This window comes from Rhodanobacter sp. OR87 (assembly GCF_000473345.1).
GTDB lineage: Bacteria > Pseudomonadota > Gammaproteobacteria > Xanthomonadales > Rhodanobacteraceae > Rhodanobacter > Rhodanobacter denitrificans.
In genome coordinates, this window is record NZ_AXBJ01000037.1 from 1 (window position 1) to 24,497 (window position 24,497).

26 protein-coding genes are annotated in these 24,497 nt (G+C 68.9%); 5 read left to right on the plus strand and 21 right to left on the minus strand.

Annotation, left to right across the window (positions count from 1 at the left end; genetic code table 11):
* Nucleotides 1-294: 294 nt before the first annotated feature.
* Nucleotides 295-1,938: a L,D-transpeptidase family protein gene (locus RHOOR87_RS0117940; RefSeq protein WP_015446699.1), complete on the minus strand. Its 1,644-nt coding sequence runs from the start codon at nucleotides 1,936-1,938 to the stop codon at nucleotides 295-297.
* A gap of 215 nt (nucleotides 1,939-2,153) precedes the next feature.
* On the opposite strand from RHOOR87_RS0117940, the gene RHOOR87_RS0117945 reads away from it, so the two are divergent.
* Nucleotides 2,154-2,822 carry a murein L,D-transpeptidase catalytic domain family protein gene (locus RHOOR87_RS0117945; protein WP_231378351.1) on the plus strand — a complete coding sequence of 223 codons (669 nt, stop codon included), beginning with the start codon at nucleotides 2,154-2,156 and terminating at the stop codon, nucleotides 2,820-2,822.
* Between the two features lie 40 nt (nucleotides 2,823-2,862).
* On the opposite strand, the gene RHOOR87_RS0117950 is transcribed toward RHOOR87_RS0117945, so the two are convergent.
* Nucleotides 2,863-3,243 carry a hypothetical protein gene (locus RHOOR87_RS0117950; RefSeq protein WP_015446697.1) on the minus strand — a complete coding sequence of 127 codons (381 nt, stop codon included), beginning with the start codon at nucleotides 3,241-3,243 and terminating at the stop codon, nucleotides 2,863-2,865.
* Between the two features lie 200 nt (nucleotides 3,244-3,443).
* Nucleotides 3,444-5,090, minus strand: coding sequence for a trehalase family glycosidase (locus RHOOR87_RS0117955; protein ID WP_027485813.1), 1,647 nt, complete (start codon nucleotides 5,088-5,090; stop codon nucleotides 3,444-3,446).
* A 106-nt stretch (nucleotides 5,091-5,196) separates the two neighbouring features.
* Here RHOOR87_RS0117955 and RHOOR87_RS0117960 point away from each other — a divergent pair, with 106 nt between their 5' ends.
* Nucleotides 5,197-6,048 carry an endonuclease/exonuclease/phosphatase family protein gene (locus RHOOR87_RS0117960; RefSeq protein WP_027485814.1) on the plus strand — a complete coding sequence of 284 codons (852 nt, stop codon included), beginning with the start codon at nucleotides 5,197-5,199 and terminating at the stop codon, nucleotides 6,046-6,048.
* 52 nt (nucleotides 6,049-6,100) lie between these two features.
* Here RHOOR87_RS0117960 and RHOOR87_RS0117965 read toward each other — a convergent pair whose 3' ends face one another.
* From RHOOR87_RS0117965 to RHOOR87_RS0118045, 17 genes are all read right to left on the minus strand, one after another.
* Nucleotides 6,101-6,469 carry a YbaN family protein gene (locus RHOOR87_RS0117965; protein ID WP_015446694.1) on the minus strand — a complete coding sequence of 123 codons (369 nt, stop codon included), beginning with the start codon at nucleotides 6,467-6,469 and terminating at the stop codon, nucleotides 6,101-6,103.
* A 226-nt stretch (nucleotides 6,470-6,695) separates the two neighbouring features.
* On the minus strand, nucleotides 6,696-7,442 hold the full coding sequence (locus RHOOR87_RS0117970) for a hypothetical protein (RefSeq protein ID WP_015446693.1): 747 nt from the start codon (nucleotides 7,440-7,442) through the stop codon (nucleotides 6,696-6,698).
* A gap of 86 nt (nucleotides 7,443-7,528) precedes the next feature.
* Complete coding sequence (locus RHOOR87_RS0117975) at nucleotides 7,529-8,224, minus strand: hypothetical protein (RefSeq protein ID WP_007511687.1); 696 nt, start codon at nucleotides 8,222-8,224, stop codon at nucleotides 7,529-7,531.
* Nucleotides 8,225-8,583: 359 nt separating this feature from the next.
* Nucleotides 8,584-10,776 (minus strand): M3 family metallopeptidase, encoded by a 2,193-nt coding sequence (locus tag RHOOR87_RS0117980; RefSeq protein ID WP_027485815.1) that lies wholly within the window; start codon nucleotides 10,774-10,776, stop codon nucleotides 8,584-8,586.
* A 124-nt stretch (nucleotides 10,777-10,900) separates the two neighbouring features.
* Nucleotides 10,901-11,059 (minus strand): hypothetical protein, encoded by a 159-nt coding sequence (locus RHOOR87_RS20535; RefSeq protein ID WP_155950213.1) that lies wholly within the window; start codon nucleotides 11,057-11,059, stop codon nucleotides 10,901-10,903.
* A gap of 183 nt (nucleotides 11,060-11,242) precedes the next feature.
* Nucleotides 11,243-11,950: an alpha/beta fold hydrolase gene (locus tag RHOOR87_RS0117990; protein ID WP_037115105.1), complete on the minus strand. Its 708-nt coding sequence runs from the start codon at nucleotides 11,948-11,950 to the stop codon at nucleotides 11,243-11,245.
* A gap of 123 nt (nucleotides 11,951-12,073) precedes the next feature.
* The gene (locus tag RHOOR87_RS0117995; RefSeq protein ID WP_007511693.1) at nucleotides 12,074-12,295 is read right to left on the minus strand and encodes a hypothetical protein; all 222 of its coding nucleotides are present in this window, start codon (nucleotides 12,293-12,295) and stop codon (nucleotides 12,074-12,076) included.
* A gap of 143 nt (nucleotides 12,296-12,438) precedes the next feature.
* Entirely contained in the window at nucleotides 12,439-12,891 is a 453-nt protein-coding gene (locus RHOOR87_RS0118000) for an Hsp20/alpha crystallin family protein (RefSeq protein WP_007511695.1), read from the minus strand.
* Between the two features lie 279 nt (nucleotides 12,892-13,170).
* Complete coding sequence (locus RHOOR87_RS0118005; protein WP_027485817.1) at nucleotides 13,171-13,935, minus strand: TerC family protein; 765 nt, start codon at nucleotides 13,933-13,935, stop codon at nucleotides 13,171-13,173.
* 391 nt (nucleotides 13,936-14,326) lie between these two features.
* A complete protein-coding gene (locus tag RHOOR87_RS0118010) occupies nucleotides 14,327-14,848 on the minus strand; it encodes a GNAT family N-acetyltransferase (protein ID WP_027485818.1) in 522 nt (173 codons plus the stop codon).
* Between the two features lie 19 nt (nucleotides 14,849-14,867).
* Entirely contained in the window at nucleotides 14,868-15,407 is a 540-nt protein-coding gene (locus RHOOR87_RS0118015; RefSeq protein WP_027485819.1) for a DinB family protein, read from the minus strand.
* Nucleotides 15,408-15,420: 13 nt separating this feature from the next.
* On the minus strand, nucleotides 15,421-16,347 hold the full coding sequence (locus RHOOR87_RS0118020) for a M14 family metallocarboxypeptidase (RefSeq protein WP_027485820.1): 927 nt from the start codon (nucleotides 16,345-16,347) through the stop codon (nucleotides 15,421-15,423).
* Nucleotides 16,348-16,399: 52 nt separating this feature from the next.
* A complete protein-coding gene (locus tag RHOOR87_RS0118025; RefSeq protein ID WP_043795974.1) occupies nucleotides 16,400-17,977 on the minus strand; it encodes a glycoside hydrolase family 30 beta sandwich domain-containing protein in 1,578 nt (525 codons plus the stop codon).
* A 340-nt stretch (nucleotides 17,978-18,317) separates the two neighbouring features.
* Complete coding sequence (locus tag RHOOR87_RS0118030) at nucleotides 18,318-18,974, minus strand: thiopurine S-methyltransferase (protein ID WP_027485822.1); 657 nt, start codon at nucleotides 18,972-18,974, stop codon at nucleotides 18,318-18,320.
* Nucleotides 18,975-19,226: 252 nt separating this feature from the next.
* Nucleotides 19,227-19,742 (minus strand): DUF3016 domain-containing protein, encoded by a 516-nt coding sequence (locus tag RHOOR87_RS0118035; RefSeq protein ID WP_027485823.1) that lies wholly within the window; start codon nucleotides 19,740-19,742, stop codon nucleotides 19,227-19,229.
* A gap of 194 nt (nucleotides 19,743-19,936) precedes the next feature.
* A complete protein-coding gene (locus RHOOR87_RS0118040) occupies nucleotides 19,937-20,545 on the minus strand; it encodes an OmpH family outer membrane protein (RefSeq protein ID WP_007511712.1) in 609 nt (202 codons plus the stop codon).
* A gap of 306 nt (nucleotides 20,546-20,851) precedes the next feature.
* Nucleotides 20,852-21,460, minus strand: coding sequence for an ABATE domain-containing protein (locus RHOOR87_RS0118045; RefSeq protein WP_027485824.1), 609 nt, complete (start codon nucleotides 21,458-21,460; stop codon nucleotides 20,852-20,854).
* 106 nt (nucleotides 21,461-21,566) lie between these two features.
* On the opposite strand from RHOOR87_RS0118045, the gene RHOOR87_RS0118050 reads away from it, so the two are divergent.
* Entirely contained in the window at nucleotides 21,567-22,946 is a 1,380-nt protein-coding gene (locus RHOOR87_RS0118050) for a glycoside hydrolase family 2 (RefSeq protein WP_027485825.1), read from the plus strand.
* A gap of 111 nt (nucleotides 22,947-23,057) precedes the next feature.
* On the plus strand, nucleotides 23,058-23,459 hold the full coding sequence (locus RHOOR87_RS0118055; protein ID WP_027485826.1) for a VOC family protein: 402 nt from the start codon (nucleotides 23,058-23,060) through the stop codon (nucleotides 23,457-23,459).
* 152 nt (nucleotides 23,460-23,611) lie between these two features.
* Here the strand turns inward: RHOOR87_RS0118055 and RHOOR87_RS20080 are convergent, their stop codons facing one another.
* Entirely contained in the window at nucleotides 23,612-23,824 is a 213-nt protein-coding gene (locus RHOOR87_RS20080; protein WP_196806998.1) for a DUF2798 domain-containing protein, read from the minus strand.
* A gap of 469 nt (nucleotides 23,825-24,293) precedes the next feature.
* Between RHOOR87_RS20080 and tnpB the strand changes: the two genes are divergently transcribed.
* On the plus strand, nucleotides 24,294-24,497 hold a 204-nt coding region (tnpB, locus tag RHOOR87_RS0118065; protein ID WP_155950978.1), incomplete at its 3' end, for an IS66 family insertion sequence element accessory protein TnpB.

Sequence of the window (24,497 nt, forward strand, 5' to 3'; positions counted from 1 at the left end):
CTTCGGTCGTGGATCAGCCCGCAGGGCATCTGGCAACGACCACAGCGCGGGTCCACGTGAGGGTCCGCTTCCAGCCGAAGTAGCAGGTCGGTCTCCGACGAGGATTGAGTCTCGATCAAACGAAACCCTATCCAAAATTGGGCAGCGTCAATAGCATCATGCATGAAGGCGGCGGCGGTTGAGCCGCTGTGGGTGTGAGAGCTTTCAGCTTATCCGCCATCCGCCGCCTTCACCCAACCCTTCATCTGTCAACACGATCTTTCCCGCTTACCCGCGAAGAACCTTTTTTTTGCCTCAGGGCTGCGCCGGCACGGGAGCCGTGGCGGCCGCCGGCAGCCACGGCGACACCCGCGGGCGCGCCAGCGCGGCGAGCAGCGGCGGGTCGCGCCGGTACACGTCCGGACGAAAGCCGACGCGGCCGTCCTCGCGCAGGTCCACCGTCCAGTACGCCAGCAGCAGCGGCACCGGCTTGGGCAGCATCACGGTCTGCGTCTGCAGCGTGTCGATCGCGCGGTCGATCCCCGCGCGGTTCCAGTGCAGCGGATCGTCCAGCAGCAGCTCGGCCAGTTCGCGCGGGCGTTCCACCCGGATGCAGCCGGAACTGTAGGTGCGCCGCTCGCTGGCGAACAGTTCCTGGTGCGGGGTGTCGTGCATGTACACCGCGTAGTCGTTGGGGAAGCGGATCACCAGCCGCCCCAGCGAATTGCCCGGGCCGGCGTCCTGGCGCAGCACGATGCCGCGCGGGTTGGCCCAGTCCACGCTGGCGGGCGCCAGCTCGCGGCCCTGGCCGTCCAGCACGCGGATGCGGTTGGCGGCGAGGTAGCCCCGGTTCTTGCGCAGCTTGGGCAGGATGTCGTTCTTCAGGATGGTCGGCGGTACCGTCCAGGTCGGGTTGAGCGTGAGGTAGGTGATCGCCGACTTGAACACCGGCGTGCTGCGGTACGGCTTGCCCACCTGCACGCGCGAGCGCCACACCGGCTTGCCGTCCCTGTAGTAGGCGACCTGGTAGCCGGCGATGTCGACCACCACGAAATCACCCTGCAGCTGGTGCAGCAGCCAGCGCGCACGCTCCAGATTCGCGCGCAGCTGCTCGATGCGCGCGGCGACCGGCACGTTCAGCGCGGCCAGGGTGGCCTTGCCCAGGTGGCCGTCCGCGGCCAGGTACTGTTCGCGCTGGAACTGTTTCAGCGCGGCCTCCAGCGCCGGGTCGTAGCGGTCGTCCGCGGCGTCGCCCAGCGCATGGCCGGCCAGTTGCAGGCGCCGGCGCAGCGCCGGCACGCGCGCATCGCGGCTGCCCGGCTTCAGCGTGGGGCCGTCGGCGATCGCGGGCCAGCCGCCCTGCGCCGCCACCTCGCGCAGCTTCGCCAGCGCGGTGCGCAGCTGGGCGTAGTACGGGTGCTGCGGCCGCGCCCGCGCGAACAGCGCGCCGATGGTGCCCTGTGCCAGCGCCTCGCGCACCGCCTGCAGGCCCCGCGCCTGGTCGAGCTGGCGCGGGTCGAAGTTCCAGTGCGTGTCCAGCGTGGCCGGATCGACCTTGCCGCGATACAGGTGCAGCAGCGCGGCGAAGCAGGCATCGGTGGCCAGCAGGTCGAACTGTGCGCGCTGCTGCGCCGTGGCCTGCGGGTCGATGAGCACGGCGCGCCGACGCTGCAGTTCGGTCAGCGCATAGTCTTCCGGGCCGAGGCCGTCGCCGGCCATGTCGCGCAGCGCGGCCAGCAACTGGTCGAGATTGCCCGCTTGCGTCCATGCCGGCGCGAACCGGTTCTGTTCGTAGAACGCTGCCACCGCGTTGCCGGGCGCCTGGGCCGCGGCGGCATCGGCATGCGCAGCGCGCCACTGCTCGATGCGTTCGCGGATCTGCTCGGCCACCGGTCCCGGCGGCGGCTCGGGCGCAGGCTGTTGCGCGTGCAATGCCGTTCCCAGCAGCAAGCCCAGCATGGCGACGCCCCGAACGACACGGAAAAATCTGGATGGCACGGCACGGCCCTGCGCAAGGAAGACCGGCCTGTCATAGCACAGCCGCCTGCGCGCGCAAGCGGCCGCCGCCCGACGGGTTCTTAACGGGGGGCTGCTAGCATCGACGACCGCATGCCCGACCCGTCCCCCACCCAGCCGTTCCGATGAGCCGACTCCTGCGCCCCGTCGCCATCCTGATGTTGCTTTGCGCCGGCTGTTTCGCCGCGGTGCACGCCGCCACGCCGTCGCTGCAGGACGCGCTCAGCCAGCTCGCGCCGCAGGCGAACCCCAAGGTGATCGGGCTGGCGCTGGCCGCCACCGAATGTGCCGCCGCGCAGGGCCAGCCGCCGTCCGACCGGCTGGCGGTGATCGACTATTCGAAGCCTTCGACCGAACCGCGGCTGTGGGTGTTCGACCTGACCCGGCGCAAGCTGCTGTACCACGAGCTGGTGGCGCACGGGCGCAACACCGGCGAGAACCTGGCCACGAAATTCTCGAACACGCCGGAGAGTCTGCAATCGAGCCTGGGCCTGTTCCGCACGCTGGGCACCTACGCCGGCCGCAACGGCTACTCGCTGCGCATGGAAGGCCTCGAGCCGGGCACCAACGACCACGCGCTGGAGCGCGCGCTGGTGATCCACGGCGCGGCCTACGTCAACCCGGCACTCGCCCGCCAGCAGGGCCGCATCGGCCGCAGCTACGGCTGCCCGGCGGTGCGCAACGCGATCGCGCGGCCGCTGATCGACGCGCTCAAGGGCGGCCAGTACGTGTTCTCCTACTATCCCGATGCGCGCTGGCTGGGCGGCTCGCCCTACCTCAAGTGCAGCGTCGGGCGCGCCATGACCGCCAGCCTCGCCGCTCCCTGAATCCGCGCCGGCGGCAGGCACGCCGGCCGGCGCGTCGCCTTCAGCGCGTCGCCCCCAGCAGCCCCACGTGATAGCCGGCTGCACGCAGCCTGGCGGTGGCCTTCGCGTTCAGCACCAGCAGCACGACCAGGCTGACCAGCGGCACGAACATCAGCACGATCAGGATCACCCGCACCGGCATCGAATAGCCCAGCCCCGCGCACAGGCGGAACGTGCCGACCAGCCCCGCGAGCACCGCGCCCAGCACCACCAGCACGCCGACCGGGCCAAGGAAAGTCTGCACCGCGGCACCGGCGAAATAGCCGAGGATCGAAAAGATGATCAGCTTCTGCGCACCGGCCACCTGCTCGATGTCGGCATCGCTCGCCGGCGGCGCGGCGATGTCGGCTTTCGGCGCCTCGTACGGATTGTAGGTATTCATTCCCTTTCCCCTGTGGATGGACGACGCAAGGCGGTTGCCCGCCGCTGTTGGCACGAGGGCACGAGGGCACGAGGGCACGGGCGACGCGTGCACGGCCGCGGCCCGACGGTCGGGCCGGCGGACGGCCGGTGCCGCGATGCGTATCCCCTGGTCCCCTGCAACGGCGATTATGCCCGAGACCGATGTGTCGACGGCGCAGCTTACCGATCGCCCGGGCGCTCGCGCAGCAGCGCCTGCAGCTTCAGGTACACGCCGTTGCTCCAGCCGAAGCCGATCACGTTGGCGGTGTAGCCGGCGCTGATCTTCACCTCGGCGTTGCCGCTGGCCATGTTGTATTTCTCGCGGATGGTGCCGTCGGCGGCGAGGCTGCGCTCGATGGTGGCGGTGAACTCGCGCGCGATGCGGCGGGCGTCGTCGTGGAAGCCATAGGCGTCCAACCCGGCCACCGCCAGCCAGTTGGTCGGCGCCCAGCCGAACGGCGCGTCCCACTGCGCGCCGCTGGCGTGGTCGCTGGTCTGCAGGCCGCCCTTGCGCTCGAACAGGGCGAGCTTGCCGCGCAGCGACGCGGCCTGCGCCGGCGACGCCGCGCCGGCCCACAGCGGGTAGTAGGTGGAAACGAAGTGGTAGTCGGACGGCTTGCCGCGCACGAAGTCGTAGTCCATGTACATGCCCTGGTCGGCGCGCCACAGGTAGGTGTCGATCGCCGCGCGTCGCGCCGCGGCGACCTCGGCCCAGCGTGCAGCATCCGCCGTATGCCCCAGCTGCGCGGCGAAGTCATGTAGGTCGCGCTCGTAGCGGTATAGCAGGCTGTTCAGATCGACCGGCGCGTAGTGGTGGGTGGAGCCGCCGAACGGGCCCATGCGGAAGGTGGTGTCGAAACCCGACTCGCGCATCGCGCGGTCGCCGAGGTAGTAGTCCGCGCTCAGCCGGTAGCCCTGCGACCAGGCGCCGGCGCAGACCTTCGAAGCCTCGACGTCGCAGCTGGCGGTCTTGAGCCGCGCGGCTTCCGCCGCGTCCGGATGCTCGGCGGCCTTGACCAGATAACCGGGATCCTGCGACGGGTGCGCGAGCAGCCAGTCGATCACGCCGCGCAGGTAGCGGCTGTCGCGCATCTCCAGCACCGGCGCGGCGCCGCCGTAGTCGTAGTAGCGCGCCAGGCCGGTGGTGCCGGCGCGGTGCTCCTTGCGCGTCCAGGTGGCGTGGTCGCGCACGGCGAGCGGATACGCGCGTTCCAGCCAAGCATGCGCTGCGGCCTTGCTCCCGAAGCTGTCCGGGTCGTCCAGCACGGCGCGGACCATCGAACTCAGCAACGGCGGCTGCGAACGGCTGAGGTAATAGCTTCGGTTCGCGTTGAGCACCGCCCCGTAGTACTGCACCTCGAACAGCGCGTTCTCGACCATGTCGCGCGCCAGCGCCTCGCGGTGGTCGGCGACCAGGCCGAGCACGATGAAATAGCTGTCCCAGCCGTACATCTCGTTGAAGAAGCCGCCCGGCACCACGTACGGATGCGGCAGGTAGAGCAGGCCCTGCCGCGCCAGCGCGCTCGGCGCGATGTCGCCGAGCTGGCCGATCGCCCGCGGCAGCACCTGCACGTCGACCTTGCAGCGCCGCTTCACCGCGGCCAGCTCCGGCGGTGGTGGCAGGTTCGCCGGCAGGTACAGCACCGACGGCGCGCCCAGCTTGGGATCGCCCAGCGCCGAGCAGTCGTCCATCGAGCGTGTCAGCGTGGCCCACGCGCGGTGGATGTAGGCCTGCGTCTGCTGCGCATCGGGCGCCTGCCTTGCCGGCAGCGCGGCGGCGAAGGCGCACGCCACCAGCAGCAGGATGATTCGGAACCGTGGTTTCATCGGCATGATCCTGCGCCCTGGGATGCGGCGTGGCCTTCATCATCACCCCGGTGGCACCGCTATGCTAGGGCGACCCTCCCGTGCCGATGCGTTCGAAGGAACCGCCATGCGCCTCATCCACTTGCTGCTTGCCGCAGCCATGCTGTCCATACCGGCCTGGCCGGTCGCGGCGCAGACGCTGCGCGTGATGAGCTTCAACGTGCGCCTGCCCAGCCCCGACGACGGTGCGAACCGCTGGGAGCTGCGCCGCGACCTGATGGTGCGCACCATCCGCGAACAGCAGCCCGACCTGATCGGCACGCAGGAGCTGTACAAGCTGCAGGGCGACTATCTGGTCGGCAAGCTCACGCATTACACCTGGTTCGGGCGCGGCCGCCGCGGCGACGACGGCGACGAGCACATGGGCGTGTTCTACCGCACCGACCGGCTCAAGCTAGTGGAGTCCGGCGACTACTGGCTGTCCGACACGCCAGACGTGCCCGGCAGCATCAGCTGGGGGCATCCGTTCCCGCGCATGGTGACCTGGGCGGTGTTCGAGCTGAAGGCCGGCGGCCAGCGCTTCTACTACGCCAACACGCACTTCCCCTACCGCGACCAGGACGAGCCGGCGCGCACCCGCGCGGCGCAGGAAATCCTCGGCCGCCTCCAGGCCCTGCCCGCGGCGCTGCCGATCGTGCTGACCGGCGACTTCAACACCGCGCCGGCCAGTCCCGCGCATGCGCTGCTCACCGGACTGCTGCACGACGCCTGGCTGGACGCCACCACCCACAGCGGCCCGGAAGCCACCTTCCACAATTTCACCGGCACGCCGGACCGGCGCATCGACTGGATTCTCTACCGCGGCCTGCACGCCGACACGGTGCGTACCGTCACCACGCAACAGGACGGCCGCTACCCGTCCGACCACTTCCCGGTAGTGGCCGACCTGCGCTGGCCGCGGCACGATCGGGCGCACTGAGGCGGCGGCTCAGTCAGTAGCTGCCACCGCAGACTGCGCCGGCAATCCCTCATCACGCGCCGTCACGCGTTTCCCGCAGGCGCAGGATGAACACGAGCACCGGCGCGGCCACACCCGCCAGCGCCCACGGCAACCACGCGTGCTCGCGCAGCAGCCAGATCGACGTGCCCATCGACAGCACGATCAGCACGACCGCGCTGAACTTGGCCCGCCGCGGAATCGTGCGCTCGCGCTCCCAGCGCTTAATCGCCGGCCCCAACCGCGGCCGCGCCAGCAGCCAGCGATGCCAGCGCGGCGACGCCCGCGACCAGCAGGCAGTGGTCAGCAGCAGGAACGGCACCGTCGGCAGCACCGGCAACACCGTGCCGAGCACGGCAAGCGCCAGTGACAGCGCACCGGCCGCGAACAGCAGCCCGCGCACGATACGGGCTCGGCGCGGTTCCGGGGAGACTGGACGCGGCGTGGACAAGAAGCGGACTCGTGAAGAGAGGCCGACTCACTCTAGCGCATGCCGATGAAATGGATCAGCAGGGTCAAGAGATCTTGATCGGCACGCCGCCATGCGGGTTATTCGAGTTCAGTGGTTGCTACCGATCCAGAGTCCGCGTTGGACTAAGTGAACCCGACCCCGTTTTCCGCCCCGCTACTCAAAGCGGAGGGACGTCGCTGGCACCGGCAGTGGCGCCAATTTTGGCGATGATCCACTTGCGCGCAATACCCGTGATTAGGCTTTGGGCTTCGTGGGTATCCATGGGGCTTCCAGGCGCCTTGTACTTGCGCGCGCCATGCCTGGCGGTGACGCCTGCGACTAACGGGTTGTTGGCGGTCGCATGAAAGCGTTTGAGCGAACGCGCGTCGATCCAGCCCGTCGCAATTAGCTTGTCAATGCCACCGGCGTCGTGCTCAATGGCCTCGATGATGCGGCCCAGATTGCTCCAGTCGTCGAGGGGGCCCCGGAGGTACTGCTGCACGTCTGCGACGACCTGCTCCTCCTGCACCAGAGCCCGCCATGCGCGGAGCCCCGGACCGAGATCCGGCTCCTGGAAGACGCCCTCGTCATCACCTAGCCTGATGCCGACGAGTCGTGCGGAGACCACCAGTCCGTCCGTAATCGTCGCATAGTGCACCTTCGGCTTGTCTGGCTCTTCTCGGCTGATGTTGCCGACCGCGATCTTCCAGTGCGTAGCCAGGAACAGTCTCGCGTATCCGTTCAGATAGCCGACTTCCCGTTGCGCGATGGTCTCGGCTGACTCGTAGTCATCGACCTGCGCGAAGAGCGCCGAATCGAGCCGATAATGTCCACTGACGAGCACTATGGGGCCTTCGCCGCGACAGCTCGCTTCCAGCTCGCACAGGCTGTGCTGGTCACCATTGAGCTCCACTATCCACGTCATGTCACCACCCCCGATATCCGATCGACCTACGACGCGAAGGTCATCGGCGGCCGGGATCCAACCCGGCCACCGATCAGCTCGCGCGATCACAGCTGTTTGCGCAGTTCCTTCAGGCGCTCAAGATAGGCTCCCGCGTTCTTCCTGCTTCCCCATGGCGGGCACCCATCGTTGAAGAGGAATGGTTGCGAAGCCGTCGGGTGGGCGAAGAGCTGCCAGCTATCGACCTTCAGTGGCAGCCATAGCTGAGGAAATTCCTCGTACTCGACATAGCTTTCCGACGTCGATCCCTGAGGCTTGTAGCCGCGGTTGACGAGGATGTGCGTCGTGCCGTTCACCCCGATCGCTCCGTAGGGCAACCAGTGGCGCATCTCCCAGTAGGCGACCGACTTCGTGCTCAGCTGGAAACGCGGCTGGCCGAGGATTCCTTCGACGTATGCAATGGCGAAGTCGACGGCGTTCGCTGCGCTGGCGAATTTTGCGTCCAAAGCCTGCACGCTATCGCGCGCGATCTGCGACTGCGTTCGGCGCTCTGCCCTAGAGTGTGGGTCGGGCACTACACGCATGGATTGAGCGATTTCTTCCGGACTACGTCGGAAGAACCAAGGCTGTGGTCTATCGGAAGGGAGGCAGCCGTTCTTCTGCAGCAGCGACCAATTCCGGTACCCGTACTCCGCGGCAATCTGGTCGAACGCCTTGGCCAGGGCCATACCGCTCATGCGCGCGCGCTTCCTGGCGTCGCGACGCATGGCCTCCACCTCATGGGCGGTAAATAGCTTCAACATGTTTGTCGTTTCCAAATGCAGTGCCGCAACCGACTGTGCGTCCACACACAAGCTACGCGGCAAGGATCCGGAAATCGCGTAGTGAAGCCACGATGTCGATACGACTTCGCCAGTGTGGACGGGCGGGCCGACGCGACGGCCTACGTCTAAAGTTAGGTAGCCGTCATACGTCTGTCAACGATTAGGTGGATGCGCTCGCGCATGACCTGGCCCTGGCGTTCGGCATTCGCGCCGCAGGCATCGCGCCCCGGAGCATTCGACCCGCGCCTGCTTCACCGCGCCGGCGCTGCTCCACGCATCACACAAAAAAGCCGCCCGGATCGCTCCGGGCGGCTTCGTTTCCAGCGGGCGAATCCGGCTCAGTCGACCGCGCCGTCCAGTCCGCGCCGCTTGAGCAGCGGCTCGATCTTGGGTTCCTGCCCGGTGAAGTCGCGGAACAGCTGCAGCGCGTCCTTGCTGCCGCCGCGCGACAGCAACGTGGCGCGGAAGCGGTCGCCGTTGGCGCGGGTGAGGCCGCCGTTCGCCTTGATCCACTCCACCGTGTTCGCGTCCAGCACCTCCGACCAGAGGTAGGCGTAGTAGCCGGCCGCGTAGCCGCCCATGATGTGGCTGAAGTACGGCGTGCGGTAGCGCGGCGGCACCGGCGCGTAGTCGGTGCCGTTCGCCTTCAGCGCGGCGGCCTCGAACGCCACCACGCCGCCGGCCTCGGGGATCCTGTCGACACCGATCTGGTGCCAGCTCTGGTCGAGCATCGCCGAACCGAGGTACTCGGTGGTGGCGAAGCCCTGGTTGAACTTCACGGTGGCCAGCACCTTGTCCAGCAGCGCCTTCGGCATCGGCGTGCCGGTCTGGTAGTGCCTGGCGTAGTTGGCCAGCACGCTCGGCCAGTCGGCCCACATCTCGTTCACCTGCGAGGGGAACTCGACGAAGTCGCGCGGCACGCTGGTGCCGGCGAAGTACGGGTACTGCACGTTCGAGAACATGCCGTGCAGCGCATGGCCGAACTCGTGGAACATGGTGGTCACCTCGTCCCAGGTCAGCAGGGTCGGGCCGCTGGCCGGCTTGGTGATATTGAGGTGGTTGGCCACCACCGGCAGGTTGCCGGTCAGCGCGGACTGCTCGACGTAGGCGTTCATCCACGCGCCACCGCGCTTGGACGGCCGCGCATACATGTCGGCCAGGAAGATCGCCAGCTGCTTGCCGTCCGCGTCGTACACGTCGTAGACCAGCACGTCGGGGTGGTACACCGGCAGGTCGGTGCGCTGCTTGAAGCTGAGCCCGTAGAGCTGGCCGGCGGCGTGGAACACGCCGTTCTCCAGCACGTTCTTCATCTCGAAGTACGGCTTGAGCTGGCTCTCGTCGAAGTCGTACTTCTCGGCGCGCAGCTTCTCGGTGTAGTACGCCCAGTCCCAGGGTTCGAGCGCGAACGTCGGCTCGCCCTTCGCCGCCTGCTCCTTGTCGATCATCGCCTGCAGCGCCGCGCCCTCGCGCTTCGCGTTCGCCACCGCCGGCGGCGCCAGCTGGGTCAGCATGGCGTTGACGGCCTCCGGCGTCTGCGCCGTCTCGTCGGCCAGCACGTAGGCGGCGTAGCTGGGATAGCCGAGCATGGTCGCCTTCTCCGCACGCAGCTTCAGCACCTGCGCCACGATCGCGGTGTTGTCGTACGGGTTGCCGCGGCTGCCGCGCGCGATCGACGCCTGGTGCAGGCGCTGGCGTAGCGCGCGGTTCTGCAGCTGCGCTTCCGGCGGCTGCCCGGTGGTGTTGAGCAGGGCGATCACGTACTTGCCGTCCAGGCCCTTCGCCTTCGCGGCCGCGGCGGCGGCGCCGATCTGTTCGTCGGTGAGGCCGGCCAGTGCTTCCTTCGTGTCGACCACCACGGCCGAGTCGTTCACCTCGGCCAGCACGTTCTGGCTGAACTGGGTGCCCAGCTTCGCCAGCTCGCCGTTGGTCGCCTTCAGCTGCGCCTTGTCGGCGTCGGACAGCCTGGCGCCGGCGCGCACGAAGCTGGTGTGGTAGCGCTCGATCAGGCGCACGCCCTCGGCGTCCAGACCCAGGCTGTCGCGCGTGTCGAACAGCTGCTGGATGCGCGCGAACAGCCGCGGGTCCAGCGAGATCGCGTCGCGGTGCGCCGCCAGCTTCGGCGCGTACTCGGCCTGCAGCGCCTTGCGCGCGTCGTTGGTGTCGGCGCCGACCAGGTTGAAGAACACAGTCGAGGTGCGGGTGAGGATCTGCCCGGATTTCTCCAGCGCGACGATGGTGTTGTCGAAACTGGGCGCCTCGGCGTTGCCGGCGATTGCCTGCACTTCCTTCAACTGCTCGGCCATGCCGCGGTCGAAGGCGGGCGCGAAATCGCGGTCCTTGATCCGGTCGAACTGCGGGTAGTGCAGCGGCAGCGGGCTTTCGGCGAAGAATGGATTGCCGGCGTCGGTGGCCACCGCATCGCGGTGCGCCTGCGCCGGGGTGGAGCTGTTCTTGTCGCTGCCGACATCGGTGCAGGCGGCCATGGAGCCGGACAGGGCAATGGCCAGGGCCAGCGCGATCGGATGCTTCATCGGTACGGATCTCGTGGTGGGGAAGACCCGATCCTACCCAATGCGCCGCGCTGGCATGCATGACGAAAGCCATGCTTCGCGGCGGCGCGTCGCGGCCACCCGCCGGGGCGGCGTCGCCGCGGCTTCAGCTGGCCGACGCGACCGGAACCACCTGCGCCGCCGGGTTCGCATGGGCCAGCTGCACCGAGCTGGGGGTGGCGGTCAGCATGGCGCCCATGACCAGCGCGCACAGCGCGAAGCAGACGACGAACAGGCTGACCAGGATCTGCGATTCGAATTTCATGACGTGTCTCCGCGGGTGGGTGAATGTTCCCTGTGATGCAGGGAGAGCAATCCCCGTGCCAACCCGCCACGAAGCGCGCCAGGCCTTGTCCTGCCTGCATCGGGCCGATGCGCACGCGACGCCGGCAGGCTGTCCGCGGACAGCCGCCGCGCCACAGCGGACAGCCGGACAGCTCGCGCGCGTCTATGCCGCCAGCCACTCGCGCAGCGCGCGGGTAACCGCCGCGGGTTGCTCCATCGGGCTCATGTGGCCGCTGTCCTCGACCACCACCAGGCGCGCCTGCGGCATCAGCGCCGCCATCGACTGGTGCAACGCGGGCGGCGTGAGCACGTCGTGCCGACCGCACAGCACTAGCGCCGGACAGGTCAGCGCGCGCAACGCCGCCGCGCCGTCTTCGCGCCGCATCGCGTTCTGCCGGATGAACACCTCGCGGCCCTGGCGCAGCGTCATCGCGTTGATCCGTTGCGCCAGCGCGGTGTCGTGCAGGCGTTCGGCCGCGACGAAGCTCGGCAGCAGCCGTTCGGTCATGCCGCGGAACTCGCCGGGCAGGCTGACCGAGCGGTTCGCCGCGCGCCGCTGCGCGATGCGCTCGGGCGTATCGGCGTGGAACGAGGTGTCGAGCAGCGCCAGCCGCGCGATCCGCTGCGGCGCCTGCCGCGCGATTTCCTGGGCGACGTAGCCGCCGAAGGAGAAGCCGGCCAGCGCAAAGCGTGGCGGCGCCGCGTCCAGCACCTGCTGTGCCAGCGCGGCGATGCTGTCAGCGTGGCCGAGGTCGGCCACGGTGCATGCGGCGATGTCGGCCAGGCCGGTCAGCTGGTCGCGCCACAGGTCGTCGTCGCACAGGAATCCGGGGAGCAGCCACAACGGCTGCCGAGGGTCGCTCACGCTCATGTCCGCCGATCAAAAGGAGGACATTATCGAGCACATCGCGCCGCGCCCTGCAGCCCCGCGTGCGACGCAGCTGCGGCAGCGGAGCGCGACCGCGCACAGGCGAGCCTTGGCTCGCATCGCCTCTCAGCTGGCATCGCCCCAGGTCGCCTCGATATCGGCCTTGACCAGGTCGTCGAGCGCCGACGGCGGAACGTCCTGCATGCCGTAGAGGCAGCCATGCCGCATGCCGGCGTAGTCGCCGTCGCGGCGAAACGTCGCCGTCCAGATGACGCGCCCGGCACTCGCCGGCGCGTGATCGCCCTGGTAGGTAAACCCGTTCTTCGTCTTGCCGGAGACCGTGCCCATGGCGGGAACCTGCTGGCGTGATGATCCGCCCCTGTCACCGCGACAGGGCGGATGACCCGATCGCGCCGCCGCGCCCGGGAACGCATCGGCATACCGACCGTTGCCCGGGCCGCGCCGCGGCGCCGTGCAACGGCCTGGCCGGTTCAGCTGACCTTGATCTTGTGCGCACTGCCGTTCGACTTCTTCGGCAGGCTCAAGGTGAGCACGCCGTTGTCGTAACGGGCGTCCGCCTTGCTGTCGTCGATGTCGTTGGGCAACGTGAAGGCGCGATAGACGCTGCCGTAGTAGCGCTCGGTGTACAGATCCTTCCGGTCATCGCCCTTCTTGGTGGTTTCGCGTTTCACTTCGGCGCTGATCGCGACCTGGTTGCCATCGATCGAGACCTGGATGTCGTCCTTGCTGACGCCGGGCACCTCGGCCTTGACCAGGAACGACTTGTCGTCCTCGGAGACGTCCAGGCGCATGTCCGGCGCCGTCGTCTCCAGTTCGCGCCAAGGCGCGCGCTGGCGCAGACCGCGAAACATGTCCTCGAAGGTGAGCAGCGGATCGAAACTGGTCACGGCCTTGACGGGATTCCATCGTGCAATGTTTGACATGGGCTGATTCCTCGACACACAAGACGCCCCGCTTCAGCCACCCCCTCGCGGAAGCCGGGCCAACCCGCTGCACGCGCACGGACCGCATGCGCACGAAGCGGCACCGCGTTTGAGCGTACTCGCCAGCCACCGGGTGGTATTGACCGAGGTCAACTCGCATCGTGCCGGGGTGCGACGTCGTCGCCGCCGCGAAAACGCGGCCGGGCGCAAAAGCGTCCGGCCGCGGCTGACGCGTTGGCGGCCGACTCGTGCCCCGCGCGGCGAGCACGGCCCAGGTATTCAGTCGGCCTCGTCGCGAGCGTACTTCTCGTGCAGCGCCACCGGCGCCAGCGCTTGGTTCGCGCGCCGGCGGATCGCCAGGTTGACCAGCTCGACGAATACCGAGAAGGCCATCGCGGCGTAGATGTAGCCCTTCGGAATGTGCTGGCCGAAGCCGTCCGCCATCAGCACCAGGCCGATCATGATCAGGAAGCTCAGCGCGAGCACCTTGACCGTGGGGTGGCGCTCGACGAACTCGCCGATCGGCCGCGCGAACGCCAGCATGAAGCCGATCGAGGCGAGGATCGCGGTGACCATCACCCAGCGCTCGTCGACCATGCCGACCGCGGTGATGATGGAGTCGAGCGAGAACACGATGTCCAGCAGCATGATCTGCGCGACCACGCCGCCGAACGTCGCCGCCGCCGTGCCGATCGTCACCTGCTCGGTGGTCCCCTCCAGCTTCTGGTGAATCTCGTGCGTGGCCTTGCCGATCAGGAACAGCCCGCCGCCGAGCAGGATCAGGTCGCGCCACGAGAACGCATGGCCGAACAGCGAGAACAGCGGCGCGGTCAGCCCGACGATCCAGGCGATCGCCAGCAGCAGGCCCAGCCGCGTGACCGCCGCCAGCACGATGCCCGCACGGCGCGCCTTGTCGCGCTGTGCGGGCGGCAATTTGCCCGCCAGGATCGAGATGAAAATGATGTTGTCGATGCCGAGCACCAGCTCCAGCGCGGTCAGCGTGGCAAGGGCGATCCAGGTTTCGGGGTTGGCCAGCAGTTCCATGGGAAGTCTCTTCGGTGGATGGGGTTCGGCACCGGCGGCAGGAGCCGGCCGGCGCACAGGATGGAGCCGGCGCGTGTCACGGTGGCGGGTGGACGTCCATGGGCATGCGAAGGCTCCGGCAAGTCTCGAAAGGCCACGGCCAGGGGCATCGGTGATGGACGCGCCTTCGCCGTGGAACGGCGAAGGTCTTGCTCGCAAACCAGCGGGTGGCTTGCTGCTGCACCGGAGCGGAAGCTCGTCATGACGGCGACAGCGATTGGGAGCTACTCCCCTTCTGCGGCGATGCTAGCACACGCGCATGTCGCGCAATGCGGTCCGCGCCGGCCACCCCGGCATGTCCGCAAGTACCCGTTCGACGACAGCCGCCGCACCATTCGGCGGCAGCGGGAAATCAGCCGGCGTCGACGGCCGCCAGCGGCGTGTCACCCGCGACGACATCGAGCGCCTGCAGCGAGACGGTCTTCTTGCCGCCGTGCAGCGAATGCCGGCCGACTTCGCCAAAGCCCAGCCGCGCGTGGAAACGCGCGGACGCCGGGTTGGGCGGTTCGAGGTCGAACTCGCAGGTGATCCACGGCACCGCATCGCGCCGCGCCTGCGCATGCAGCTCGCGGTACAGCACGGTGCCCGCGCCGCGCGCCTGCGCGTCGCCCGCCACCACCACGCGGTCCACGTACAGGAAGCGCGGATAGCGCTGCGCGAACCAGCGGTAGTTGGGGCTGTCGTAGTCGGCGCCTTCGCGGAAGGCGAGCAGGAACGCCGTCACCCTCCCCTCGACCTCGGCCACCCGATGCCACGCCGCCTGCGCATGCAGCCGCGCCAGCCGCGCGGCATCGAGCGGACTCAGCACCGCCACGAACGCCTCGTTGAGGGCGAGGATCGCGGGGAAGTCGGCGGGGGTGGCGTCGCGCGACATGGTCAGCGATGCCGCCGATTCATGCCGGAATTTCCACTATCAACGCGGACAGGTCGGTCACGCCAACGTCGATGCCGAGCTGGCTGAACAAGGCGGTGACCTGGCCGCGGTGGTGGGTCTGGTGGTTGAAGACGTGACGCAGCACCAGCCCGAACGGCTTGCTGTGCGGCTCGCCGGCGCTGTTCACGTAGCGCAGCGGAAGGGCATACAGGTCGTCGCTGGCCTCGCCGGTGAAATCCACGATCGCCGCGTCCATCGCCTCACGCTCGCCGCGCAGCCGCGCGAGGCCAGGAAACGTGATGCCGCGGACCGGCTCGGGCAGTGGCAGCGCACGCACGTAGTCGAGCGAGGTCAGGCCGGGCATGGCCGCCGCGAAGCGCTTCAGCCAGTGCGTGTCGGCGACGAGGATGTGTTCCAGCGTGGCGGCGATCGAACCGAAGAACGCGCCGCGGTCCGCATGCCACTGCGCCTCGTCCAGCTGCGCGGCCGCCGCAAGGAGCCGCGCATTCATCCACTGGTTGTAGCGGGCCATCAGCTCGAAGTCGGCTTTGAGCGACATGCCCGTCTCCGCCTCAGCCGGCCCCGTGCGCCAGCGCGTAGTCGATCGCCGCGCACACCGCCGCCGCCTGCGCGGCGTTGCACTGTGCGGGCGTGGCGCGCGGGCTGTCGGGGTAGACCTCGGTGGTGGTGCGGTACGGCGCGTCGGTGATGCCGGCGCACAGGCCCAGCTTGCGGCAGTCGTACTCGATCACGCCATGCGCCACCACCGGCGAGCCGATGATGGTGCCGTCGGGGTCGGCCGGTGCGATATGGGTGACCTTCGCCACCGCGGCGATCACCGCCTGCTGGAACGCCGGCTGCGGATTGGCGCTGTCCGCGCACAGATAGAAACCATCGGGAATGGTGCCCGGCTCGTACGGCTTGCCGTCGCGCGCGGCCAGCGCCGGGCGGAACTCGCTCTCGTCGCTGTCGGTGGTTTCGTGCAGGTCGATATGCACCCGCACGCGCTCGCGCCACGGCGCGACCAGCCGCATCAACGCCGCCGATTCCTGCGCCGGGCTGTCGGCGCGGAACGAGCGGTTCGGGTCGAGCGCATCCGGATTCCAGCGATGGACGCGCTCGTAGCCCCACGGGCTCACGCAGGGCGCCACCAGCAGGTTGATCCGCCCCGCGTAGTGCGCCGCGTGCCGCTCGACGAACTGCAACGCGCCGTGCACGCCGCTGGTCTCGTAGCCGTGCACGCCGCCGGTCACCAGCGCGACGGGGAGTTCGTCGCGCCAGTCGCGGCTTTTGATCGCGAACAGCGGATAGCTGCCGGAGGGATAGTCGAGCCGGCCGTAGTCGGATACGTCGAAGCGCGCGCGCAGGGCCTCGATCAGGCTCGCCACCTCCGCCGCGTAGCTGCGCCTGACGGCCTGCCTTGAGCGCCACACCGCCACGTCCGCCCCGCCCCAGGGCTGTCCGGGAGTGCCGATGGGGTAGAAGGCCGGGCTGGTCATCGCGGTGCTCGCTTCGTGTGGCAAGGGGGAGCGGAGCACTGTAGCACCGGGCTCAACCGGCGCCGCCGCCGGGCGGCGTCCCGGCCGGCGCGGCACTGGCCGGCGACGCAGGCGCCGCATTCGCGGACCGCTCCGGCCGGCGCGGCTTCCACTCGAACGTCGCCACGCTCTGCGCCGGCAAGGTGTAGTGGAAACGGGTCTGCTCCTGCACCACGGTGACGCGGCGCGGCTGCGCCTCGCTGTTGACCATCACCAGCACCACCGATCCGCCGGCGGCGTTCTGGAACGCCACGTTGGCGAGGCCCTTGTCGGTATCGCTGGAGCGTACCCGCACCGCGCCGGGCAGCACGAAGCGGCTGAAGTGCGCAAACGCGTAGTACTCGTCGTTGCGGCTCACCTCGCCGGTGCGCGAGTCGATCGTGACCACCCCCTTGCACAGGTCGCAGCCGCCCAGATGCGGGCCATGCTGCTCGTCCAGCGCCAGGTTCCAGTACACGATGCCGCGCGCCCACTGCCGCAGCCCGACCAGCAGCAGGTCGCGCGTGAACCACAGCAGCTCGCCGTTCCTGGCCGACTCCCAGTCGCCGCCGGAACACTCGGTGATGTAGGTGTCCTTGGCCGGAAACGCGCGATGCACCTGGCCCTGCGCATACGGGCTGCCGCTGTAGCAGTGCCAGGCGATGCCGTCGACGTAGCGCTCGGCGTCGAGGTCGCCCAGCACGCCCAGCGGCTGGTCCGGCTGGTCCCAGTTGTGGTCCCAGCCGAGGATGAGCGTCTTCGGGCTGCGTTGCGCCAGCGCCGGACCGAGATACTGCGCAATGATGCGCGCGCGCGTGGCCGGGGGCAGTTCCATGCCCGGGTAGGTCAGCGGCACGAAGGCCGGCTCGTTCTGCAGGGTCAGCGCGAAGATGGGGATGCCGTAGCTGCGGTAGGTGTCGACGTACTTGACCAGGTAGTCCGCGTAGGTGCTTTCGAACTGCTCCAGCAGGCCGCCGCCGATCAGGTTCGCGCTGGTCTTCATCCACGCCGGCGCGCTCCACGGCGAGGCGATGATGCGCAGCTGCGGGTTGACGGACAGGGTCTCGCGCACGCTCGGTATCACGTCCTGCAGGTTCGCCGCGACATTGAAATGCAGCAGCTGCGGATCGGTGTCGCCGGCGGGCAGGTCGTCCAGGGTGTAGGGCTGCAGCGAGAAATCCGAGGCGCCGATGGTCAGCCGCGTCATGTTGAAGTTGAGCCCGGGCGGCGGGCCGAACAACTCGCGCAGCAACGCGGCGCGCTGCGGCGCGTTCAGCCGGTTCTGCAGCAACCACGCCGAGGAGTCGGTCAGCGCCGCGCCGAAGCCGACGATGGACTGGTACTTGCGGTCGATGTCGACCACCACGTCGGCGGACGACGGCTCGCCGGCGCCTGCCTCGATATCGGGTTGCCGCGCCAGGCGCAGCCGGCGATCCGCCGTGCTCAGCCACAGCCTGACCGCGGCCTCCGGCGGGGGCGGTACCAGGATGACGCCGCCTTCCACCGCGAAGTGCGCGCGCGGGGGCACCAGCGCCAGCCATGCCAGCAGGGTGATCAGGGCGAAGGACGCAAGAGCCAGCCAGCCGGGAACACCCGTACGCTCATCCCTCATGCGCGCAAATCCCATCGACCACCTTGCAGTTCACTGGCGACAACCTCACGATCACGAAGCCCCCCCTGGCTCGCGCAGGACATATCTGCGAAGAGTGCAGCGAAACCGGGGGTCGCGTCGACTCGCACAAACGCGCCTCCGTCTACCCGGTGCGTCTCCCGCGGGCGCAAGCCGACGTGTCCGGCAAGGCCGGAACGGAAAGCATCCTGACACCGTTTCGGCCTGGCTGCCGCCGAGCGCAGGGCCGCACTGCCGGAAAAAGGAACCCGATCGCACTTTCGCGCGGCGGAACCGCCGCTGGCATGGCGTCACCCCGGACGCGCGGAGCGCGCCGGACCGCCTATCGCTTCGCCAGCCGGTACGCCACCGTCTCCAGCGCGCTCACCCCTTCGGCGGCGAAGCCCGGCTGCTGCGCGAGGATGTCGGCGCGCTCCAGCGTCGCCACTTCCCAGTCGCGGCCATACAGCTCGCGCACCTCGGCTTCCGGCACCGCGAACGGCGGGCCCTGCTTCTCGTGCGGCGGATACTCCAGCGTGACCAGCAGGCCGCGACAGCCGGTCGGCAGCCGTGCGTGCAGCTCGCGCACGTAGCGACGGCGCAGGTCCGGCGGCAAGGCGATCAGCGCGGCGCGGTCGTACACCGCCGCACAATCGGCAAGCGCCGCGGCATCCAGCTCGAACACGTCGCCGCAGATCAGCTCGATCTCGCCGGCCACGTGGTGGGTGCCGTAGCGCGAGGCATGCACCTGCGGCGTCAGGCCGTGCTCGTCGAAGAACTGCGCCACCGCCAGCGGCGACAGCTCCACCCCCAGCACGCGATGCCCCTGCCCGGCCAGCCACAGCAGATCCAGCGACTTGCCGGCCAGCGGCACGAACACCTGGCTGCCCGGCGCCAGTGCCAGCGCCGGCCAGTGCCGGAGCAGCTGCGGCGTCGGTGTCGCTTGGTGGAAACCGGTGCGGCCTTCGCGCCAGCGCTGCAACCAGAACTGCGGCTCCATGGAGATCTCCTGTGGATACGTGGACGAAACCGACCTGGCCTCACGCAGGCCCGCCAGCGACGAAGCGAAGCATGCACGATCTTCCAGCCGGCCGCGGGGTACCGGCGCGAAGGCGCCGAATGGCCGTCCAAGGAAAGACAGAGCAAGCCCTCATCCCAATGAAAGCGGGGATCCGGCGCCTCGGCAACTCCTTGAAGACACCGGATTCCAGCCTACGCTGGAATGACGAGCAAAGGCCTGTTCAGACCTTCCCTAAAGACTACCCGTGCCCCGCCGCAGCCACAGATCGATCAGGGATTTCTCGTAGCGCAACGAATCCTGGTCGGCCGGCGAGCTGCTGCTGAGGAAGGCTGCGTTGCGCAGCTTGCGCTGGCCCTGGCGCAGCACCTTGCCGTCGGCGCCGTACAAGGTGAAGTCGAGGTCGATGCGCGGCGGATAGATGTCCTTGACGATGCGCACGTCGTTGAAGTCGGGGCCGCGCCAGGGTTCGTAGGCGCCGGCGCGAACCACGTCGGTCACCTCGACCTCCAGCCGCTGGCCCGGCGCCAGGATGCGCGAGGCGCGCTGCACGATGTGCGCCTTGAGCGGCGCCAGGTAGGCGTCGGGATTGACCAGGTGCACCCCGCGGCTGCGCGTCGCCTCGGTGAAGTGCTGCGGATCCTTGTAGCGCACACTGACGGCCTCCGGCGTGGTCGCGGCCTGCGCGACGGCGGCGGCGAGGGCAAGGCAGGCCAGGCACAACAGGCGCAGCAGCGGAGAAGATTTCATGACGGCTCTCCCGCAACGGGTCGGGCGGCCGGGACGGACGGGTGTCGCGGCCATGACGCAGCGGACAATCAGTATACGTCCGCGCCAGCGCGGGGCGGACAACGCCGCGGCGGCGATGTTCCGGTTTTCCTGCGGCGGCCGCGGGCCGGCGTCGCCCGGAAAAGCGAACCCGGCCAGCCGGCCCTGTCTGCGGATTACTTGCCGCTGTTCGCCGGCGCCGGCTCGAGGTTGAAGCTGAGCGTGCTGATCTTACCGTCCAGGCCGTGCACCACGTCGCTGGTGAGGTCGTTGCTGGTGTTGCCGCCGAGCACCGCGTCGCGGTTCAGCAGCAGGCCGCAGTGGTGGCTGGCGTAGGAACTGGCGATGATCGGCTGCGCCTGCGCGCCGATCTGCGCCATGACCTTGGCGCGGGTGAGCTGGATGCGCTCGCCGATCTGGTTCACCTGCGCCTGGTAGCCCTGCATGCGCTGCTGCAGGGCCTGGCCCTGCTGCTGGCGCTGCGCCTCGGTGAGCGACGCAGCCTTCTGCTGGAAGGCCTGGACCTCGGCATCCAGCGGCTTGCGCTGGTTCTCCAGCAGCGTCTGCTGCTGCGTCGCCAGCTGCTTCAGCCGCTCGCTGGCCGCCTGCCCCACCTTGGACTGCGCGAACACCGCCTCGCGCGAAAGCATGCACACGCCCGGCACCGGATTGCCGCCCAGCGCATTGTTGGCGGGCGCGGCGGTCTGCGCCGGCGCCACGGGGGCAATGGAAAGGCCGGCGGCAGCAGCCAGCACGGCGGCAAACAGCGAACGATGCAGGTTCATGGGAAGGTATCCGATGGTCAGGCCTGGAAGTTCCGCGGCCCGGTGGCCCACGGCGACATACCAGCATACTCGCCGCCGGCAGTCGCCGAGAAAGAGCGCGTGGCCAATCACGTCGAGCCGCGGCCTGCGAGCAGCGCATTCAACCAGCCGCACCCTGTTGTCCCTTGGCTTGCGACCTCGCCGTGCGGTACCGGCGTGGCCCGGTTCGCTGTCGGGAGGTTGAATCAGCGGCTGGGCGGGAAGCCGGTGTTCGGTGCGGGAGCGGCGGCGCTGGTGCAACAGGGCGCCAGCGCCGGCCGCCGTTCGTCAGCCCTGGCGATAGCGCTGCATCTTCTCGGCGGTGCCGCAGGTTTCCATGGCGCACCAGCGGCGGCGCTGGTTCTTGCTGGTGTCGAGGAACAGCCAGCCGCAGGAGCGGGTGTTGGCGCAGCGGCGCAGCCGCGAGGCGTACGGATCGCCAAGCAGGTCCAGCGCATCCAGCGCGATGCGCTTCAGCGGCAACCGCGCGTCGCGGGCATCGGCACGCCAGTGCAGTTGCCCGTCCGCGCCCAGCGATTGGCCTTCCCAGGCCCGATGCAGCCAGCGATCCAGGCCGCGCAAGGCGTCCGCAGGCAGCGGCAGATCGTCGACCCGCGCGGCGAACAGCGCATGCAGGTGTCGGCGCAGGGTTTCCACCTCGCGCATCAGCGCCGCGCGCTCGCGTGCGGTGCGCGGCGCGCGAACGCCATCGTCCGGGCGCAGCGCCCCGGCACGCGCGCACCACTCCGCCAAGCGCTGCGGCTGCTGCAGGTAATCCTCGACCTCCACCGCGCCACGGTCGTGGATGGTGTTGACGAAATCCAGGCACAGGCGCCCCCCGTCCAGCCGGATGGCGGCAATCGGCCGTGGCGGCAGATGACGGTTTTCGGCTGGCATGCGGTTCTGCTCGATCCTCCGGGCCGTGACCTTCGGACTACCTTCTAAATTGTTTTAGATGGTAGCTTGCTTGCCGACATCAAGACCCTGGCTGCGAGGTCGCTGCATGATGCCCGAATCGACGCCCCCGACGGCGCCATTAATCGATGCAACGCAGCGCAAGCTGATCGTCGGCATCGTCATCGTGACGCTGCTGATCGCGGCCCTCATGATCGCGGGCCTGGCCATCGGCGGCCGCCCCGATCCGGCGCCACTGCGCGCCGCGTCCACCCTGCTCGACGGCCCCTGGCGATTCCATACCGGCGACGATCCGCGCTGGGCGGCCGCCAACCTTGACGCCAGCGGCTGGGAGACGATCGACCTGACCGCCCCGCCCGGCAGTCACGACGGCGACGTGGGCCTGCCCGACTACGTGGGCGGATGGAGTGCGCATGGCCATCGCGGCTATCACGGCTACGCCTGGTACCGGCGCGCGGTGACGGTGCCGGCCGGCAGCGCGTCGTGGGACATCCTCGGGCCGACCCTGGTCGAGGACGGCTACGAGCTGTACTGGAACGGCCAGCGGCTGGGTGGCTCGGGCCAGCTCGGCCCCGAGCCGCGCCTGGTCGGCACGCGGCCGCTGCGCTTCGCCCTGCCCGCCGGCGCGGCCGGCACCAGCGGCGTGCTCGCCGTGCGCAGCTACATGCTGCCCCGCCCCGGCCCCAGCGCGGACGGCGGCGGCATGCATGCCGCGCCGATCCTGGCACCACGGCCGGTCGGCGAGGCGCTGCACCGCGCGCAATGGCAGCGGACCATCGCCGGCTACGTCGTCGATGCGGTCGAGCCGGCCGCCATGCTGGCGCTCGCCGGCCTGGCGCTCGCGGTCGGTTCGCGCAGCCGCCGCAAGGGTTTCCTGCTGTTTGCCGGCATCGCGCTCGCGCTTACGGCCGCCAGGCGGCTCGACAATGCGATCGTGTCATGGACCGACCTGCAGGACCTGCGCACCTATGCGTGGCTGGCCAAGGCGATGTGGGCGCCGACGATGACCGCCTGGCTGCTGGCCTGGAACCGCTGGCGCCCGCCCGCATGGCGGAGCATCGACGCGCTGGCCATCGCGCTGGGCGCCGCCGGCATCGTCGGCGCCCTGGCCCACCTGCCGACCTGGGCGAGCATCAGCCGGCTGGGTTCGCTCGCGCTGTTCGCCGTGATCGTCGTGCGCATCGTCCGCGGCGGCCCGCTGCGCACCCTGGCGCTGGTCACGCTGGCCTCGGTCCTGGCCGCCCTGTTCGGCGGCGAGCTGCTCGATCCGCTCGGCGTGCCGGGCATCTGGTTCCCGTTCAACATCGGCGTGTCGCGGACGCAGTACATCTACGCGATCGGCATCCCGCTGCTGGCCGTCCTGATCGCGCGGACCCTGCTGCCGAAGGACGCAACGGCATCGAAAGCAGGATGGTGGCAGTCAAGCACAAGACCGGAGCACGACGAATCCAGGAACCAGACGATTTGATCTGCTCCGCCCCGGGCTCGCGCTTGCGTCGGGCTTGCCGTCCCGTGCAGGCTAGGCCACGGACCCTGGACAATCGACAGGGACGAGACACTCCATCGTGGGAAGCACACCATGTTCAGTCACGTGATGGTCGGCTCGAACGACATCGAGCGCGCGAAACGGTTCTACGACGCAGTACTGGGCGCGCTCGGCGCGGGCGAGCCGCACCATGACCTCGCCGCCACGGGTCATCGCCGCTTGTTCTATCGGCACGACGGCAACACGTTCTGCGTGACCGAGCCGATCGACGGCAGCGCGGCAACGTTCGCGAACGGCGGCACGATCGGCTTCAAGTGCAACTCGCCCGCACAGGTGCAGGCGTTCCATGACACCGCCGTGGCCCATGGCGGCACCTCGATCGAGCAGCCACCCGGACTGCGTGAAGGCAACCTCGGCGCGCTGTACCTGGCGTACGTGCGCGACCCGGACGGCAACAAGCTGTGCGCGATGCACCGCGTCAAGCGCGAGGCGTGAGCACGCGCCGCAGCGGCGATACGTTTGCCGGCACGGCATGACCGGAGACCTGCTATAGAACGCTCGGACCGAGGCGACCGGGCGCTCTGCCACGCCGCTCCCGTTTTCGTCCCTTATGGGCGCCAACGCAACGCAAAGCGAGCCTGGCCCCGTTATCGATCTTCCTGATCCCTGCGCACAATCAGCGCGACGATGCGCTGGGTCACCGGCATCAACATCACCATCGCCGGAAACGCGATCGCCCAGGACACCATCCAGGATTTCATCCAGCTCCTCAGGAAAAACACGCTCAGCGATTCCACCGCGATCCACGTACTGATCCCGGCGACCGCGAACGTCATCAGGAATGTCAGGATCAGCGGCATGGCGTACCTGCCGTAGCGCGAGGGGAGTCTTCTTGGCTTCATGGTGCCGCTGGGCGTCGGGCAGACTGATGGATGCCCGACGTTGCCGTTCGTAGCGCTTCCGAAAATCGCCATGGTACGACTCGACTCGACTCAAAAGACAGAAAAAACGGGCCGGAGTCGACTTTAGGTAGAAAGTGCACTCTGGCTCCCGTTTTCGGATGGCTTTCGCCCTCGTCACTTGGCAACCGCCCCTAGTCCCGGTTCCCGGCGCTGCGGCGACTGAGCGCGTCGGCGCGGTTCGTGGCTCGCCGTGCGCGGCGCTCCTCGCCAAGCTGCCGATAGGCCTGGGCCAGCCCAACGTAGAAATGCCAGTCGCCGTCAAAGAGACGGATGGCCTGCTGGTAGTGCGTAAGCGTCCGCCCACCTCATATTCCCCAAGTACTTCGTAGCCGCTGCACTACGCGCCTGTTCAACCAAGAACGTAGCGATGAGCATGAAGCGGAGTGGAGTGGGCGGCACAGGTCGACCGTGCGCATGGTGGCTGGTGAGTGCGCCGGTAGATTTTCGCTGTGGTGCGGATCGGCTGCTGGTGCACGTGCGCGAAGTGCTGGGGCGGGAACCGTTGGACGGTTCAGCGTATGTGTTCCGCAACCGCCGCGCCACACGCATCAAGGTGCTGATGGTGGACGCG

What these genes read in the sequence shown, in the direction of transcription:
- RHOOR87_RS0117940 (WP_015446699.1), bottom strand. Translation starts at nt 1,938, where the DNA reads ATGCTGGGCTTGCTGCTGGGAACGGCATTGCACGCGCAACAGCCTGCG.
- RHOOR87_RS0117945 (WP_231378351.1), top strand. Translation starts at nt 2,154, where the DNA reads ATGTTGCTTTGCGCCGGCTGTTTCGCCGCGGTGCACGCCGCCACGCCG.
- RHOOR87_RS0117950 (WP_015446697.1), bottom strand. Translation starts at nt 3,243, where the DNA reads ATGAATACCTACAATCCGTACGAGGCGCCGAAAGCCGACATCGCCGCG.
- RHOOR87_RS0117955 (WP_027485813.1), bottom strand. Translation starts at nt 5,090, where the DNA reads ATGAAACCACGGTTCCGAATCATCCTGCTGCTGGTGGCGTGCGCCTTC.
- RHOOR87_RS0117960 (WP_027485814.1), top strand. Translation starts at nt 5,197, where the DNA reads ATGCGCCTCATCCACTTGCTGCTTGCCGCAGCCATGCTGTCCATACCG.
- RHOOR87_RS0117970 (WP_015446693.1), bottom strand. Translation starts at nt 7,442, where the DNA reads ATGACGTGGATAGTGGAGCTCAATGGTGACCAGCACAGCCTGTGCGAG.
- RHOOR87_RS0117975 (WP_007511687.1), bottom strand. Translation starts at nt 8,224, where the DNA reads ATGTTGAAGCTATTTACCGCCCATGAGGTGGAGGCCATGCGTCGCGAC.
- RHOOR87_RS0117980 (WP_027485815.1), bottom strand. Translation starts at nt 10,776, where the DNA reads ATGAAGCATCCGATCGCGCTGGCCCTGGCCATTGCCCTGTCCGGCTCC.
- RHOOR87_RS20535 (WP_155950213.1), bottom strand. Translation starts at nt 11,059, where the DNA reads ATGAAATTCGAATCGCAGATCCTGGTCAGCCTGTTCGTCGTCTGCTTC.
- RHOOR87_RS0117990 (WP_037115105.1), bottom strand. Translation starts at nt 11,950, where the DNA reads ATGAGCGTGAGCGACCCTCGGCAGCCGTTGTGGCTGCTCCCCGGATTC.
- RHOOR87_RS0117995 (WP_007511693.1), bottom strand. Translation starts at nt 12,295, where the DNA reads ATGGGCACGGTCTCCGGCAAGACGAAGAACGGGTTTACCTACCAGGGC.
- RHOOR87_RS0118000 (WP_007511695.1), bottom strand. Translation starts at nt 12,891, where the DNA reads ATGTCAAACATTGCACGATGGAATCCCGTCAAGGCCGTGACCAGTTTC.
- RHOOR87_RS0118005 (WP_027485817.1), bottom strand. Translation starts at nt 13,935, where the DNA reads ATGGAACTGCTGGCCAACCCCGAAACCTGGATCGCCCTTGCCACGCTG.
- RHOOR87_RS0118010 (WP_027485818.1), bottom strand. Translation starts at nt 14,848, where the DNA reads ATGTCGCGCGACGCCACCCCCGCCGACTTCCCCGCGATCCTCGCCCTC.
- RHOOR87_RS0118015 (WP_027485819.1), bottom strand. Translation starts at nt 15,407, where the DNA reads ATGTCGCTCAAAGCCGACTTCGAGCTGATGGCCCGCTACAACCAGTGG.
- RHOOR87_RS0118020 (WP_027485820.1), bottom strand. Translation starts at nt 16,347, where the DNA reads ATGACCAGCCCGGCCTTCTACCCCATCGGCACTCCCGGACAGCCCTGG.
- RHOOR87_RS0118025 (WP_043795974.1), bottom strand. Translation starts at nt 17,977, where the DNA reads ATGAGGGATGAGCGTACGGGTGTTCCCGGCTGGCTGGCTCTTGCGTCC.
- RHOOR87_RS0118030 (WP_027485822.1), bottom strand. Translation starts at nt 18,974, where the DNA reads ATGGAGCCGCAGTTCTGGTTGCAGCGCTGGCGCGAAGGCCGCACCGGT.
- RHOOR87_RS0118035 (WP_027485823.1), bottom strand. Translation starts at nt 19,742, where the DNA reads ATGAAATCTTCTCCGCTGCTGCGCCTGTTGTGCCTGGCCTGCCTTGCC.
- RHOOR87_RS0118040 (WP_007511712.1), bottom strand. Translation starts at nt 20,545, where the DNA reads ATGAACCTGCATCGTTCGCTGTTTGCCGCCGTGCTGGCTGCTGCCGCC.
- RHOOR87_RS0118045 (WP_027485824.1), bottom strand. Translation starts at nt 21,460, where the DNA reads ATGCCAGCCGAAAACCGTCATCTGCCGCCACGGCCGATTGCCGCCATC.
- RHOOR87_RS0118050 (WP_027485825.1), top strand. Translation starts at nt 21,567, where the DNA reads ATGATGCCCGAATCGACGCCCCCGACGGCGCCATTAATCGATGCAACG.
- RHOOR87_RS0118055 (WP_027485826.1), top strand. Translation starts at nt 23,058, where the DNA reads ATGTTCAGTCACGTGATGGTCGGCTCGAACGACATCGAGCGCGCGAAA.
- RHOOR87_RS20080 (WP_196806998.1), bottom strand. Translation starts at nt 23,824, where the DNA reads ATGCCGCTGATCCTGACATTCCTGATGACGTTCGCGGTCGCCGGGATC.